This is a genomic window from Rhodococcus sp. EPR-147, from assembly GCF_001647185.1.
Taxonomy (GTDB): Bacteria; Actinomycetota; Actinomycetes; order Mycobacteriales; family Mycobacteriaceae; genus Rhodococcoides.
In genome coordinates this window covers 1-15,289 of the sequence record NZ_LVCU01000109.1, presented here as the reverse complement: position 1 = coordinate 15,289, position 15,289 = coordinate 1, and the positions used below count along the sequence as shown (strand labels likewise).

The following is a 15,289-nucleotide window of genomic DNA, read 5'->3' as shown; positions in this document are numbered from 1 at the left end:
GTCGTGTACTCGAATCCGGTGAGCGCGAAGAGCTGAGCCCGATGACTCCGTTCGAGCGAAAGATCGTGCACGACGCGGTCGCCAAGATCGACGGCGTCGCGAGCGAAAGTACCGGCGTCGAGCCGGCTCGACGAGTAGTTGTCGTCAAGGCGTAACAGAGCGTCCCCAGTCGATGGCCCTCACTTCGGTGGGGGCCATCGTCGTATCCGGACGTAGTAGATCTTTCGGTCGAATGTCATCGATGTAATTTGCTCGACGACGACTGGTGTCGGCGCGGGTTGCGATCGATTTTCTCGCCGGATTCTCGAGATCAGTCTATGCACTGCGCTTTCGTCACTGTGACGGCAATGTCGATGGTGTCTTTCTTGCCTGTTGCTCGCGTCGGTCGCGTTTGTTTCACGTGAAACAGGCGGGATGCGAGGTGAACGAATTGTTGCCGATACGCCCGTCCGGGTTCTGGATTCGAGGACTGTCGTTCTATCCGTAGGGTCGGGGTAGAACGATCTCCAGAGCCCTCACTAGGTTCAGAGATCTGAGTGCCTGACCGACACGGTCTGGAGTCGGTGCAGTTTCACGTGAAACATTGCGGGCGATCATGGATGCCTCAAACCATCGACGAGCACGTGCGACCGAGTCGAACGTGATCCGACTTCAGGGAAGGATCGAATCTGGGTCCAGTGGGTCTTGTCGGATTGGGCGACGCTACCGAGCGGCGCTCGACGGTTCACGCAGTCGACGAGTCCGTGACTCTTCATCCCACAATCGATGGAAGTTGCGTGGGTCGGTATTACCGGTCTACGAAGAATCGACGACGCCCGATCGACGTCATCTCGATGGTGGATGTATCCGCGGCGATCGAGCTTCAGGGACTGCGCTACCGAAAACCTGGATGTGTTCGTCTTCATCCGGGCAACGCGGCGGGCGACCTGACGTCCCGACGACGGTTGCTGATCGAGAATCTTGGGTATCTCAATTCGGAGGCTGGGATCGACATGACGAATGTCCGGACGACGAACTTTCGAGAGTACGAATGTGTGGGACCGCTGAGCTCGTGGGAAATCGAGACCTCCGTGAACCCGGACGACGTGTAAGTTCGGATGCACCGAAACGATGCCCCGTTCGATCGGGACGCGACCGAGAATGGAGGCGCGTCTCGGGCTCTCCCCCGACTAGGTGGGTCATGGCATCTAAGTGCCCGGACCGGTCTACGTGATTGACAGGTATTCGTTCAGATCTCCACCGGCTTCCGGCTGTCGATCAACTCCTTCCAGAAACGTGGACTCGTACACGTACGTAGTTTCACGTGAAACATCCACAGGCCGATCAGTCATACCTCGCCAGCCGGACGCAGACATGAATGTGTTCGATTGCGAATGGCGTCAGCCACTCGGGGTACAGGGTCGGTCGGTACCACGCGCGTTGGACTGAATCCCAGATTTGTGCGGTTCGGTTACCTGTCGTCCGAGCATGTATGAACCGATCTGCCGACACCGATAACTGCTGTCGAGATCCCTGAGAGTCAACGCTGAATACGTCACCGATTCGTCACGCGGCACTGAAGATAGTGAGGCAATGGCAAAGCAGTTTCACGTGAAACAGCGGGGCATGAGACACCCCCAGTCGCGACCGGACCAACTGGCGGAGCCTCGGGAGTGGTGGTCTGTCGAACCGTGCGGGGTCGGGAGATCTTCGGGCCCGAACAAACGGGAGATCGATCCGGATGGTCCGCCCACGCCGAGAATAGGGACGGCTCCACTCGTCGTGGATCGCTACGCCACCGCCCACTGTCGGTCGCGTTGGTACCGGATCTCGGCGGTTCCACGTCGATTCGATCGAGTTACAGCGATGTCGTTTGGCGTTCGGTGCCCGGGCACGGGAAGATGTTTCACGTGGAACAAGAAGGCTCGGATAGCAATCAGTTGACGGCCGTGGCGGAGCAGATCTTCGGTGATCGGCTCGAGTTGGCACGGAGGTACCACGACTCGTTGGCTACGGCCGGCGTCGAACGAGGACTCATCGGACCGCGTGAAGTTCCACGGCTCTGGGAGCGGCACATCCTCAACTGCGCGGCGATCGGTGAGCTCATCGACGAAGGCGAGACCGTCGTCGATATCGGCAGCGGTGCTGGCTTGCCCGGTATCCCGTTGGCAATCGCGCGGCCCGATTTGCGGGTGACCCTCGTCGAGCCCCTCCTCCGCCGAACCGTCTATCTCGCAGAGTTCATCGAGGAACACGATCTGAACATCTTGGTCGTGCGCGGTCGCGCGGAACAGCCCGGCGTCAAGAAGGAAGCCGGCGGTGCCGATGTGGTCACGTCGCGGGCGGTGGCGCCATTGGAGAAACTCGCCAAGTGGTCGCTCCCTCTGGTCCACGAGCACGGGCGGATGCTGGCTCTGAAGGGATCGAGCGCCGGCGAAGAGATCGAACGCGACCGGACTTCCCTCACCCGGATGGGTGCTGGCAAGCTGGAGGTAGTGGAGTGCGGAGTGGGTCTGTTGCCCACTCCCACCATCGTCGTCAGAGCGGTGCGTGAGCCGCGGAGACTGAGTCGTCACTGATTTCGATCGTGGGCTCACACGTCCCGCGCTCGACCCGATCGATCGTATTGAACACAGTCAGTTCCGCACTAAGGAGCACATATGTCGGGTGGGTCCGATCCCGCTGTTTCACGTGAAACAGCGTCCAAGAAGAACGCGTCGAGCAACTCGGGGAAACAGTCGGGGGTGGCGGCCAGCTCCGGGTTCGAGTACACCAACGCGATCTCTCCGAACGACACCCCCATCGGCGCTGCGGCGCACCGAGCCAGCCAGGTTCTGCATCCCGGATCGGTGTCGCTGCCGAAGCCGGCGAAGCGACGCATGCTGACGATCGCCAATCAGAAGGGTGGCGTCGGGAAGACGACGACCGCCGTGAACCTGGCCGCCGCGCTGGCCCTCCAAGGACTGACGGTTCTGGTGGTCGATCTGGACCCTCAGGGCAACGCCAGCACGGCGTTGGGCGTCGAGCATCACTCGGGTGTGCCGTCGAGCTACGAGGTCCTCATCGGTGAAGTGAGCGCCAAGGACGCAGTGCAGAAGAGTCCGCACAGCAACAGGTTGTTCTGCATTCCGGCGACCATCGACCTCGCCGGCGCCGAGATCGAGTTGGTGTCGATGGTGGCCCGCGAAGGTCGCCTCAAGACGGCGCTGTCGGTGGAGGAACTCTCCGGCATCGACGCCGACTTCATCCTCATCGACTGCCCCCCGTCGCTCGGTCTGTTGACGGTCAACGCACTCGTCGCAGCGACCGAGGTACTGATCCCCATTCAGTGCGAGTACTACGCGCTCGAAGGTGTGGGTCAGCTCCTCCGCAATATCGAGCTGGTGCAGTCGCATCTGAATCCAGAACTGCACGTCTCCACCGTGATCCTGACGATGTACGACGGGCGCACCAAGTTGGCAGACCAGGTCGCGGAAGAAGTACGCAAGCACTTCGGCGACGCCGTCCTACGGGCCGTGATCCCTCGTAGCGTGAAGGTGTCCGAGGCTCCCGGGTACGGCATGACGGTGCTGGATTACGACCCCGGTTCACGCGGAGCGATGAGTTACCTGGACGCCGGACGAGAGCTCGCTGCCCGATCGGCCGGCATCGACGAAGCACGGAAGAAGTGAACAGATGAGTTCCACACGTAAGGGTGGTCTGGGCCGCGGCCTGGCCTCACTCATTCCCACCGGACCCGATGCCGGACCACGTCTCGGCAACGCGGCGGCAGACGTGATCATCGGCGCGGATCGCAACGCCAAGGACCGCCCGGATACGTCCACCAAGCCGAAACGCTCCGCACCGGCGGACGAGCTCACGGAGACCGCGACAGCACCCACACCGACCCCGCCGGTGCTGAACGGAGACGACCTCTCCCCCGTCGGTGCCGTCTACCGAGAGATCGCACCTGATCGAATCGAAGCCAATCCCAAGCAGCCGAGGCACGTCTTCGACGACGAATCGTTGGCCGAACTGGTCCACTCGATCCGCGAATTCGGGCTCATGCAGCCCATCGTGGTCCGTCTCGTGTCGGGTTCCGCTGGGGCCGGAGACGCAAAATATCAGCTCGTCATGGGCGAGCGTCGGTGGCGTGCAAGCCAGGCAGCCGGCCTCGAGTCGATCCCGGCGATTGTTCGGGAGACCGCGGACGACGCGATGTTGCGCGATGCATTGCTCGAGAACATCCACCGCGTCCAGCTCAATCCGCTCGAAGAAGCAGCCGCGTACCAACAGCTCCTCGAAGAATTCGACGTCACGCACGAGGAACTGGCCGCGAAAATCGGTCGGTCACGTCCGGTCGTGACCAACATGATTCGTCTGTTGAAGCTGCCGATTCCCGTGCAGCGACGAGTGGCGGCCGGGGTTCTGTCGGCCGGCCACGCCCGCGCTCTGTTGTCTCTGGACGCTGGGTCGGATGCGCAGGAGTCATTGGCGGCGCGAATCGTTGCCGAAGGTCTCTCCGTCCGCGCGACCGAAGAAGCCGTCACCCTCGCCAATCGAGAGGACGGGAAGAGCCCGGAACCGGCGCCCCGGCGCAAGCCCATTCAGATGCCGGGCCTCCAGGACGTCGCCGATCGCCTCTCGGATTCGTTCGATACGCGGGTAACGGTCAGCCTCGGTAAGCGGAAAGGCAAGATCGTGGTCGAATTCGGATCGGTCGATGACCTTCAGAGGATCGTCGAGATGATGGAAGCACAGAAGAAAAAGTAGCGGCGATTTTTCAGGACCAGTCATACGCGGTCGAAACGTCACTGTGACGTAGCTCGGTCGGAGGAGGTCCTGAAATCTCGAAATCTACTCGAAAAGTACTGTGATACAACATATTTGAATGATCGGCTCCACCCGACGGGTCAGACGAACGAATCGCCTATCCTGTTCGAGGGGCAGATCGGCTCCGATCGAGAATTCTCGCGGTGAACGAGAGCACGAAGGCTGAGGTAAGCGGTGTCGGCGATGGTGACCGGAGTGACGCTCGGTTCGTTCGAGCACTTGCCGACGCATTCGCGGCGATGCAGCTTCTGGGTCCTCGACCCCGCGTCGGAGAGTTCCTCGGTCGACCTCGAATTCGAGAACGAAGTATGGCTGTCGACCATCATGCTCGAATGGGGATCCTGCGGGCAGTTGCTGTCCGTCGACGGCAGGACGATCGGATGCGCCCTCTACTGTCCACCCCGCGCAGTTCCGCGGGCGACGACGTTCCCGACGTCGCCGGTCAGTCACGATGCAGTTCTGTTGACCCAACTCCGGATCGATTCGCCGGACGACGCGGACCTGCATTCGGCCACGCTGATTCAGGCGGTCGTGGGCGATCTCGTCAATCGTGGAGTTCGCGCTCTGGAGGCGTTCGGTATTCGGCGCAACGCCGACGATGCTGCGCCGGCGGTTCCGAACGCCACGGCGCAGCTGACGTGTTCGGCGTCGACGTGCATGATCGAAGCGGACTTCCTCGAGAAGGTCGGGTTCGAAGTGATTGCTCCCCACCACAGATTCCCGAGACTGAGGCTCGAGCTCGATCGCGATCACGGGTGGAAGCAGGATGTCGAGTCTGCACTCGAGCAGCTACTGATCGCGGCCAGCATCTCCGTCGTCGATATCGAGCAGAAGTCGACGGTCGGGGCGCGGTGACACCTCACCCACCGACGCGCTCGCGCGCGGTGGTTCAGGGGCGATCGGAAGCAGCGAGTTCCTCGGCGAGCAACTCGGCGAAGGTGAACGTTCCGGTCGGCTGATCGTCCTGACCGAGTAGGTACAGGCGCTTCACGGCGATCAAAATAGCTTCGGCGATGATGTCGCGGAACCGCGGGTCGCTGAGAACTTCGACGTCGGATTCGTTGGTGAGGTAGCCGAGGTCGATCTGGATGGTCGGCATGTTGGTCAGGCGCAACAGATCCCACGTGCGGCCATGGCTGCGGCAGTCGAGAAGCGGTGTGCGGGCGACGATTTCACGCTGCACGTAGCTGGTCAGTACTTGACCGATCATCGAGGTGGATCCGTGCGAGTTACCGAAGTGGAAGCTCGCGACGCCGTTGGCCACGGGGCTGGTGCTCGATGCGCAGCGCAACGAGATCATCAGGTCGGCACCCCAAGCGTTGGCCGTCTCGGCGCGGTCGGCGACCGAAGGATTGGTCCCGCGCGCACGGGAGAGGAAGGTTTCCATTCCGGTCGCGGCCATGCGGCCCTCGAGTCGGCTCGCCATATCCCACAGAATCTCGGACTCGGAGACGCGGCCGAACGTTCCCTCGACGATGCGTCCTGTGTCTGCTCCGCCGAGATCTGGATCGATGACGATGCGCTTGCCGGTCAACTGCGGTCCGGATTTGCGAACGAGTTCTTCCTCGCTCATGGCGTGCGGGGATCCACCGGTGACTCGCGTGCCGAGAAGGTCGAGAGAGCGCAGAGTCGCCGGTCCACAGATGCCGTCCGGGGAGAGTCCGATCTCGCGCTGGAACGAGGACAGTCCCTCGTGCGTGCGGGGACCGAAAAAGCCGTCGACGCGCTCGCTGTAGAAACCGAGGTCCTGGAGTCTCGTCTGCAACGAGGCGACGTCGTCGCCGTACAGCGGAGCGGACAGCTGGTAGATGAGGGTTCGAGCGCCGAGGCGGTACGACGCTTCTTTGAGTGCGCGATATGTGGCCGGGCCTACGACGCCGTCGACCAACAGACCGCGGTGCTGTTGGAACGCGCGGACGGCACCTCCGAGGGCACCGTCGAAGACGGAACCGGGGGCCGTCCAGTGGCCGTCGTCCATGGGACCGGGGGGAACTACCGCTTCGTGGAGAAAGCCGAGAGCCGACAGAGTGCCGCGGACCTCGGCGACGGCGGGTCCGGAATCGCCGTGACTGAGTTCCTGCATCCTCGACAAATCCTCTCGATTGTTCCGACGGCACTCACACCTTGCGGCTGATGTGCCGATGCCGAAGCATCGGCACATCAGATGATTGTCGCAGAAAGACTGGCTTCCGCTGCAATCCACACTGTGTGCAGGTGAGTCAGATAACGCCTTCGAGGTCCTTGAGCAGGGCGGCCTTGCCCTTTGCGCCGACAATTTGCTTGACCGGCTTTCCACCCTGGAACAGGATCATCGTCGGAATCGACATGACCTTGAAGTCGCGAGCGGCCTGCGGGTTGGCGTCGATGTCGAGCTTGGCGATGGTGAGCTTGTCCTTGTGCTCGGCCGCGATCTCCTCGAGAACCGGGGCGACCATCTTGCACGGGCCGCACCAGGTGGCCCAGAAGTCGACCAGGACGGGCTTCTCACTGGTCAGGACGTCGTCGGCGAACGACGCGTCGGTGATGGTGACAGTGCTTTTGTCGTCGGACATTTTCTATCTCCTCGATGTGGAAGTTCGGTGCCTGTCAGGCGTTGACGGCGTCGACCGGCTGGTCGGCGTGTTCGAGCGTGTTGCTGGTGATGTCGCCCTGCTCGGCCAACCACCGCTCGGCGTCGATCGACGCGGTGCAGCCCGTACCCGCAGCGGTGATGGCCTGCTGGTACACGTGGTCGACGAGGTCTCCGGCAGCGAAGACGCCCTCGACGGACGTGGCCGACGTGGGCGACGCGACCTTGACGTAGCCGGCATCGTCGAGCTCGACCTGTCCCTTGACCAGCTCGCTGCGCGGATCGTGGCCGATCGCGACGAACATTCCGGTCACGTCCAGAGTCGTCTTCTCGCCGGTTTCGGCGTGCTCGAGCGAAAGCCCGGTGACGCTGGCGTCACCGAGGACCTCGAGCACCTTGGTGTCGGTGAGGAAACGAATCTTGTCGTTGTTCTTGGCGCGCTCGAGCATGATGCGCGACGCGCGGAACTCGCTGCGGCGGTGCACGATCGTGACGCTGCGTGCGAAGCGAGTGAGGAAGGTCGCTTCCTCCATGGCCGAGTCGCCACCACCGATGACGGCGATGTCCTGATCACGGAAGAAGAAGCCGTCACAGGTGGCGCAGGCGCTGACGCCGCGTCCGAGCAACTTCTCCTCACCCGGGATGGACAGATAGCGAGCTGCTGCGCCCATGGCGAGGATGATCGCCCGAGCCCGGTAGGTCTCGCCGCCGGCGGACACCGTCTTGATCGGGCCCGTCAGATCGAGCTCCTCGACGTCCTCGGTCCGGATGTCGGCACCGAATCGCGCCGCTTGTTCGCGCATCTGTTCCATCAGATCGGGGCCCATGATGCCCTCGCGGAACCCGGGGAAATTCTCGACCTCGGTGGTGGTCATCAGCGCACCGCCGAACTGTGTTCCCTCGAACAGGATCGGCTCCAGCTCCGCCCGTGCGGCGTAGACGCCAGCGGTGTAACCGGCCGGTCCCGAGCCGACGATGATGAGATCGTGAACCTTGGGGGTACTCAATGCAGACCTTCCGATCATGTGCGGCGTATACGTGCAGTCGACAACCGAGTGTTCAGCGCACACGCCGGTCGACGTACATCTGGTCAACACCACCCTAGAGGCAGTTGTTCCCCGGTGAGAGATCTGTCAGCCGATATCGCGACGCGTCAGCACGTCCGGGTTCGCAGTGCTGCAGTCGTTGCCCACCGCAAGGGCGATGAACTGTGAGGGCTGTTCTCCGGCCAGGACGAGCAGCGTTCCGTCTCGGCCGTCGACGCGCACTCGACTCGATCCGAGAACGGTGGTGGCCGGATCCACGTCATTGGACTGCAGACAGGCAGCGAGGTCGGCCGGATCGGCCAATGCTCCGGGATCCCGCTTGCCGATGATGCCGAACGCGAAACCGGAGTCGAGGTCGGCGGAATCGAGCACCAGAGACGAATCCGGAGCCTGCGTGGGGTCGGCAACGATCGATTCGGGCTCGTCCGGAGTGAACACGGACGCCGCGACAGCAACCGATCCGGCCGTCAGAAGTGCTGCGGCAGCGGCGGTTCCGAGAACCATACGGCGTCTGCGCGGACGGAGCGGAACGACGACGTCCACCGGGGACGTCGATTGCTCGACCGTGTGCAGGGTGCGATCGATCTGTTGGGCGACGTCGGGCGGAATCGACAACGTCCCGGTGGGGTCCTCGCCCAACTCGTGCAGTCGAGCCGAGACGGCGTCGAGACCGGCGAGGATGCGCATCGAATCCTCGTCGAGGCGAACCAGTGGCCACAGTCGCCTACTGACGTCCTCGGGAAGTGCATCGGCATGCAGATCGGCGAGTAGCTCCGGCGAGAACGGGGCTTGTAGAGCGTCTGTGCTCGACGGCACGATCCTGCCTCCCTTCGCCGAGTCTGCTTTCTCTCTCACACGGTATAGACGCGAGGGGGTCAGATTCGGTTCCCTGCATCTTTCAAGTACGCGAGTTGCGTCGAGAGCTTGAGTCGACCGCGGGCGCATCGACTCTTCACGGTACCGGTGGGAACGCCGAGCAGGTCCGCAGCGTCGGCCACCGAATAGCCCTCCATGTCCACGATGACGACGGCTGCACGTTGATCGGGTGGCAACATCATCAGAGCCTGCCGAACGAGAATGCTCGTCTCCGTCTCGGAAATTCGATCCCTGGGAGATACGGGCTCGTGACTTTCGTTCTCGCTCAACGGAACCGACGGGCGTGCCTTGTTTCTGCGGATGCGGTCGAGGCAGGCATTGACGACTATCTTGTGCAACCAGCTTCGGACCGCGGCGTCGGCGCGGAACGACCCGGCCGTGCGATGAGCGGAGAGCAACGCCTCCTGCAGCGCATCGGAGGCGTCCTCGGGCGTGTAGCTGGTGCGCCGAGCCGTCAGCCACAGGTGTTCGTGGTGTCGGTAGATCAGCGTGGCGAAGGCGTTCGGCTCTCCGGCCGCATGAGCAGCCAGAAGCTCCGCATCCGTGCGCTCCCCTGGCGCCGAATCGAAACGTTCGGTCATACGAAAACGGCTCCCCCCGTATTAACGCATTGGGGGGAGCCTAGGCCATGAATACCGTGAAGTACGAAACGAGCCGGTATTGATTACCGAGTGCCCGAATTAGGTGTCGAAACCGATCCCGGAGATCGAGGTGGCGATGCGGCCACCCTGTTCGCTGAGACTGGTGATCCAGACGAGGACGTTCCCGGTCGGCTCCGCGTCGTTGAGGGCGATGTCGGTTCGGCCGTTCTGCAACGTGGCCTCACCGAGCAGCGTGGTGTCGCTCAGGCTGGGTGAGTCGTTCGGGGCCGACCGGATCTCGACGACGGTTCCCGGAGACGTCGATTCGATCCATGCGTTCTGCAGCGTCGAGGACGGGATGGACACGAGCAGGCCGACGCCGTTCTTGAGAGCCGGGAACTGCTGGAAGTACGAGTCGGTCGTCCACGCGGTGCTGGGGTCGTTGTCGATCACGTTGGACGCGGTGCTCGGGTTGTCGGCGGAACCCTGGGGTGAGAAGACGCTGACGTCGTCCAACGCCACCGGGCCACCGGCTGGAGCCGGGGGGGCCGCGGAATCGGCTGCGGGCGGTGCCTCGGCCGGAGTCGTGAGTCCGAAGTCCTGGGTGTCGAGCGGAGTTTCGGTGTTGTCACCTGCGATCGAGGTGAACAGCCAGAAGCCCGCGAACGCGAGCACGACGACCGTCAAGGCACCGAGTACCGCGATGGCGATGTTGGTGCGCATCGACTTCGCCTTCTCGGCGGCGATCTCCTCGGGGTCGGCGAGCGAATGGCCACTGGCACCCGGTGCGCGTTGGCCCAATCGCAGAGCCGGCATCAGATCCGTCTTGTCGTTGACCACAGCTGCTTGGTCGAGGACGTGCTGCACGGTGGCAGCGGTACGGATTCCGCTGTTCTGTTCCAGCGCCCGCACTGCGACGGCGGAGATCTCGAACGGAACGTCGGGACGAACCTGCCTGGGCTCGAGCGGGGCACCCTTGTCGTCGCGGTCGGCCGGACGCATACCGCCGACGCTGCGGGCCGGAGCTGCGTCGCCGGATACGACGGCACCGCCGGTGGTGTCGGACAGGGGCCACTTTGCGGTGATCAGGGCGTAGAGCATCGCGCCGAGTCCGCGGACGTCCGAACTGGGGTCGGCGTCGGCCAGTGTTGCAGGGAAGGCGAGGACGGCATTGCCGCTGGAGCTGATGCGCACGCGATCGGGATGATCGATCGACAGCGCACCTCCGCTGCGGTGCGCGGCCTCGGCCGCTGCGGCCAGCACCTTGATCGCGCGTGCCGCGCCGGTGGGTGCAGGCACGGTATCGGCCATCTCGCGCAGCGACCGGCCGGGAGTCCATTCCGCGACGACGATGCCGCCGGAGCTGCCACGCACCACGTCGAGCACGCGTGCGAGGCCTGGCGAATTGATCCGACCCAGACGCAGCGTGCGCGAGAGGATCGCCTGCGGTCCCTGAGTGCGGTCGTCGGTCGAGGCGGTGGATTGCTGGTCGGCGTCGACGAACGTCAACGCGACCTCGCGATCGAGCTTGACGTCGTGGGCCTGCCAGAACTTGAGGCCGCGCGCGCCGCCGTGCGGTGCCAGCAGTCGGTACCGTCCACCGGCAACGGAGGCACCGGGAATGAGCGTCGGGCCGCGGAGCGTGCGCCCGGGAGCGCTCGCCGGAGCCGCAGCAGTGTCGACGTCGTCGGTGGAAGACGAGTCGTCGTTACCGGGTGTGGCCGGTACGGCTGCGGTCTTCTCGGGATCCGCATCCGCCGCGGGCTTCGACTCCTGTGTGGACTTCTCGTCGTCGGTCTCGACCGGCAGATCGGCCTTGGAGATGGAGATCGTCTTGTCGGTCGGACGCGCCGCGAGGGCAGCCTTGGAGATGGAGACGGTCTTGTCGGCCGGCTTCGGAGCAGACTTGGCGGCAGCAGGCTTGTCGACAGCGGGCTCGTCGGCGGACTTTTCGACGTCCTTCTCGGGAGCAGGTGCCTTCGACTCGACTGCAGTCTTCGATTCGGGCGCGGTCTTCGCCGGCGTCTCGGCGGGCTTCGGAGTCTTGGAGGAAGAAGCCTCGGCCTTCACGGGCTCGGTGCGGTCCTGGGTGTCGACCTCGACGCCGCCGCTCGTTCGGTCGGCTTCGCTTGCTGGAGATTGTGCCGGCCCCCCAGCAACTTCGTCGTCGGTCACTGTCACTCCTTCAGGCGAATATGCCCCGTGTTGATCTACGAACGGTCGACCCTCATGAGCTTGTGCCCCCGGGTGCCGATGACCAGGGTACGGGAGCCGATCCCGCGCAGTGTCCCATGTGGGCTCGCTTCGAATAACCGGAATAACGCCGGTTTCTGCAGCGGCCAGATCTGCGTCCCGCGTGTCGGATCCTCCGCGGAACCTGCGGACGAGGCGGCTCAGGGCTACGGTGACCGCAAGAACTTCGGGAATCTTGCCGAACCAGAGGATCGAGAACGTGATGCCGAGCATTATGACGGCGTCGATCGCCACGCGGGCGAAGTTGCCGACCCAGCCGTTCATCATGGCGTCGAGCCCGAGGATCCGGTCGATCGCGAGCATGGCCGCGCCGCCGGCCAGTGAGGCGATGAGCACCAGCCAGACCGTCTTGCCGACGTTGGCCATCCGCAGGCTGCCCAGGCTCTTGTGCAGCAGGTATCCGCCGATGATCACGCCGACGGTGTACCCAAGGCCGGTCGCGGCGCCGAGGAGCAGCACCACTTGCTCCGGAGAGGACGCGACGATCGGCGCGAGCAACGACAGGCCGATCTTGACGGCGGTGATGCCGAGGATGATCCACGTCGGCGTCCAGGCCTTCTCACGGGCGTAGAAGACACGCAGGTGGATCAGCACCAGGGCGTACGGGATGAGGGAGAACGCGGACCAGCTGACGGCCTCGCCGAGTCTGGGTGCGACCTCGGCGAACCGGCCGAAGCCGTACAGCGCCTCGCCCACCGAAGGCCCCGCGAAGGTCAGGAACACCACGATCGGCACCAGCGCGACCATCGTCAGGCGGGTGGCTACCGACAGATCGTCGACGACGGACGGGGTGTCACCGTTGGCGGCGTTGCGGCTGAGTCTGGGCATGATCGCCGTCAGCACCGTCACGCCGAGGATGCCGTAGGGCAGCTGCAGCACGATCCAGGCCTGCGAGTAGATCACGTTGCTGGCATCGTCGGTGCCCGACGCGATCCTGGTGGCGACGATCAGCCCGATCTGGCTGATGACGACGTAGAGCACGATCGCGGCGGCCATCGCGCCGAACTTCTTGAGTCGCTCGTCGAATCCCCAGAGCGGGCGCAGGTCGATGCGTTCGCGGCGCAGGGCCGGGATCAGAGCGAGAACTTGGGTGACGACACCCGCGGTCACACCGAGGCCGAGAACGAGAATTTTGGGATTGCTCATCTCGATGGTGTTCGCGGTGATCTCGCCCGGGACGAAGGGGTACAGGGCGAACACCGCGAGCACGATGAGGTTGTTGTAAACCGGGGCCCAGGCGCCGGGCTTGAAGTTCTGCCGGGTGTTGAGCACGGCCGTGAGCAGGCCGGACAGTCCGTAGAACATCAGCGCGGGCAGCACCAGGTAGGTGAACGCGATGGTGAGGTCCTCGTTGACCTTCGGATCGCCGTCGAGCATCAGCCGCGCCAGCAGCGGGGCTGCGATCGTCGCCGCGAGCGCCACGGTTCCGAGGAGCGCCACTGCGATGGTGAAGAGGCGTCGCACGAATGCCCGCCCGCCGTCGGCGTCCTCCTGCTCGGCTCGGACCAACACCGGCACGACGATGGCTCCGAGCACGGCGCCGAGGACCAGCTCGGAGATCATGTTCGGCAGGATCGTCGAGACGGTGAACGCACTGGCCAGAGCCGCGCCGAGGGTGGCCGTCATGGCGACCTGCTTGGCGAATCCGGTGATGCGGCTGACCAGTGTCGCCACCGCGATCGAACCCGACGCGGCCAGCAGTGACTTCTGCGGCCGCGGCTCGGGCTGCGGTGCCGGGGCGGGCCCGCCCGGTGGAGTTGTCGTCGGCGGAACCGTTCCGGACGGTGCTGTGCTCGACGAAGGATAGGGGTAGTCCTCGTCCCGGAATCGCGGGATCATCTGCGTGACGGTGTCGTCGGCGGCCGGCTGACCGTCGAGCGACGGCGGTGCCGGGTAGGAGCGCAGCTCCGGCCGCGACTGCCGCTCCCAGGGGGCGGACCGCGGTGGCGTCGTGCGTCGGAACACCTGCGATGCAGGCATGCGTGACCGCGGCAGGTCGCCGTCGTACGGGACGTTGCCTGTCATGGTCTCTCGTACCCTTCGTCGGCCGGGTCGGGTTGACCTCTGAATCGGTGCCAGAGGCGTCGACCTGCAAGTAACAGTAGGAGAGCACCGGCGCAGGCGGTAATTATCGCCAGTGCCTGGCCGTATGCGTTCGATCGCACGGACACCGTCGAGACCTCACCGAGCCGGGACCCGTCGAGCGGCGTGACGGAGAAGTCGACCGACAGATTGCGCGTGTCGTCCACTTCGGCCGGCACGGTGATGGTCCGTGATCCACGGGCCGGAAGTTGGGTGACGCCGACGTCGCTGATCGTCATCTCCGGCGGCGCATCGACCCTGAGCAGCACGTTGACCGGGACCGGAAGGTCGTTGCGGGCGACGAGGAGCAGCGGACTCTGCTCCGAGGCGAGGGTGTAGACCCCGCCAGGGGCCAGCACGGTCACCGACCCGTAGATGGTGTCCAATCCGATGCGAATGGCGGCGAGTCGGTCGCGCGCCATCACGCCGGTGTCGTCACTGGCGGCACTGGCGCGACCGGCCGTCGACAGCGCTCGGAGCATGTCCTCGCGCAGCGGGGCGGTGTACAGGCGCGGGGTCAGCGCCGACTGCGGGTCCTCGACGAGTGACTGCATCAGAGTGTCGACCCGGGCGCTCTGCGATTGCACCAGGCCGATGGTGCCGGTATCGAGTTCGGTGGCTGCATCGATGCCGGTCACCGGAGGTCCGGACGTGGGCTCGGCGAGCAACTCGGCCAGTGGGCGCGGCGTGGCCAACCCCGAACGCAGCAGCGAGGACACCGTCGACAGAATGGCAGACGGTTCGTCGCCCCCCGCGGTCCAATACTGCGGGGGCGCGACGGTGACGGTGCGCCCGGGCCGATCGGTGCCGACGAGCGCATGGAAGTTCACAGCTCCGAGCGCGTCCTGCAGGCGCGCGGTACGCGAGTCGGTGGCGAGGTCGAAACGCTGCTCGGTGGGGGTCAGGGCGGGGGTGGACGGCGTGTCTCCGACGCCGGCCAGCGCCGCCGCGGTGGCGGCGTCGTACTGGGTGGCGGCCAGCGTCTCGGTCTGCTGGGTGTCCGATGGCTGGGTCGCGGACGAGACCAGCAGCGAGGTCGGGGCCGAGGTCGGCGGGCTGATGCTGTTATCGGCGACCAGTACGGTGCCGGT

12 protein-coding genes are annotated in these 15,289 nt (G+C 64.5%); 5 read left to right on the top strand and 7 right to left on the bottom strand.

Translation table 11 applies throughout. The features are described 5' to 3' along the window. The 5 genes from A2J02_RS05285 to A2J02_RS05255 form a co-directional block, all read left to right on the top strand. On the top strand, positions 1–155 hold a 155-nt coding region (locus A2J02_RS05285), incomplete at its 5' end, for a R3H domain-containing nucleic acid-binding protein (protein ID WP_331712131.1). Positions 156–1,880: 1,725 nt separating this feature from the next. After that, positions 1,881–2,558 (top strand): 16S rRNA (guanine(527)-N(7))-methyltransferase RsmG, encoded by a 678-nt coding sequence (rsmG, locus tag A2J02_RS05270; RefSeq protein WP_068047690.1) that lies wholly within the window; start codon positions 1,881–1,883, stop codon positions 2,556–2,558. Positions 2,559–2,639: 81 nt separating this feature from the next. After that, on the top strand, positions 2,640–3,650 hold the full coding sequence (locus A2J02_RS05265) for a ParA family protein (RefSeq protein WP_068047675.1): 1,011 nt from the start codon (positions 2,640–2,642) through the stop codon (positions 3,648–3,650). 4 nt (positions 3,651–3,654) lie between these two features. After that, on the top strand, positions 3,655–4,731 hold the full coding sequence (locus A2J02_RS05260) for a ParB/RepB/Spo0J family partition protein (protein ID WP_068047672.1): 1,077 nt from the start codon (positions 3,655–3,657) through the stop codon (positions 4,729–4,731). A gap of 234 nt (positions 4,732–4,965) precedes the next feature. Beyond that, complete coding sequence (locus tag A2J02_RS05255) at positions 4,966–5,646, top strand: hypothetical protein (protein WP_037195290.1); 681 nt, start codon at positions 4,966–4,968, stop codon at positions 5,644–5,646. Positions 5,647–5,680: 34 nt separating this feature from the next. Here the strand turns inward: A2J02_RS05255 and A2J02_RS05250 are convergent, their stop codons facing one another. The 7 genes from A2J02_RS05250 to A2J02_RS28060 all read right to left on the bottom strand — a co-directional run. Continuing rightward, entirely contained in the window at positions 5,681–6,874 is a 1,194-nt protein-coding gene (locus A2J02_RS05250; protein ID WP_068047669.1) for an N-acetylmuramoyl-L-alanine amidase, read from the bottom strand. A 136-nt stretch (positions 6,875–7,010) separates the two neighbouring features. Beyond that, on the bottom strand, positions 7,011–7,343 hold the full coding sequence (gene trxA, locus A2J02_RS05245) for a thioredoxin (protein ID WP_068047667.1): 333 nt from the start codon (positions 7,341–7,343) through the stop codon (positions 7,011–7,013). Positions 7,344–7,377: 34 nt separating this feature from the next. Beyond that, a complete protein-coding gene (gene trxB, locus A2J02_RS05240; protein WP_068047687.1) occupies positions 7,378–8,367 on the bottom strand; it encodes a thioredoxin-disulfide reductase in 990 nt (329 codons plus the stop codon). A gap of 126 nt (positions 8,368–8,493) precedes the next feature. Continuing rightward, positions 8,494–9,222, bottom strand: coding sequence for a hypothetical protein (locus A2J02_RS05235; RefSeq protein WP_141215237.1), 729 nt, complete (start codon positions 9,220–9,222; stop codon positions 8,494–8,496). Positions 9,223–9,281: 59 nt separating this feature from the next. After that, on the bottom strand, positions 9,282–9,863 hold the full coding sequence (gene sigM, locus A2J02_RS05230; protein ID WP_068047663.1) for an RNA polymerase sigma factor SigM: 582 nt from the start codon (positions 9,861–9,863) through the stop codon (positions 9,282–9,284). A gap of 99 nt (positions 9,864–9,962) precedes the next feature. Continuing rightward, positions 9,963–14,141: a lipid II flippase MurJ gene (locus tag A2J02_RS05225; RefSeq protein ID WP_068047660.1), complete on the bottom strand. Its 4,179-nt coding sequence runs from the start codon at positions 14,139–14,141 to the stop codon at positions 9,963–9,965. Further along, a partial coding sequence (locus A2J02_RS28060) for a DUF6049 family protein (RefSeq protein WP_331712130.1) occupies positions 14,138–15,289 on the bottom strand: 1,152 nt, incomplete at its 5' end. The genes A2J02_RS05225 and A2J02_RS28060, both read right to left, overlap by 4 nt.

Bases quoted from the DNA above. Each gene is read 5' to 3' on its own strand.
- rsmG (WP_068047690.1), top strand. From the start codon at position 1,881: ATGTTTCACGTGGAACAAGAAGGCTCGGATAGCAATCAGTTGACGGCC.
- A2J02_RS05265 (WP_068047675.1), top strand. From the start codon at position 2,640: ATGTCGGGTGGGTCCGATCCCGCTGTTTCACGTGAAACAGCGTCCAAG.
- A2J02_RS05260 (WP_068047672.1), top strand. From the start codon at position 3,655: ATGAGTTCCACACGTAAGGGTGGTCTGGGCCGCGGCCTGGCCTCACTC.
- A2J02_RS05250 (WP_068047669.1), bottom strand. From the start codon at position 6,874: ATGCAGGAACTCAGTCACGGCGATTCCGGACCCGCCGTCGCCGAGGTC.
- trxA (WP_068047667.1), bottom strand. From the start codon at position 7,343: ATGTCCGACGACAAAAGCACTGTCACCATCACCGACGCGTCGTTCGCC.
- sigM (WP_068047663.1), bottom strand. From the start codon at position 9,863: ATGACCGAACGTTTCGATTCGGCGCCAGGGGAGCGCACGGATGCGGAG.
- A2J02_RS05225 (WP_068047660.1), bottom strand. From the start codon at position 14,141: ATGACAGGCAACGTCCCGTACGACGGCGACCTGCCGCGGTCACGCATG.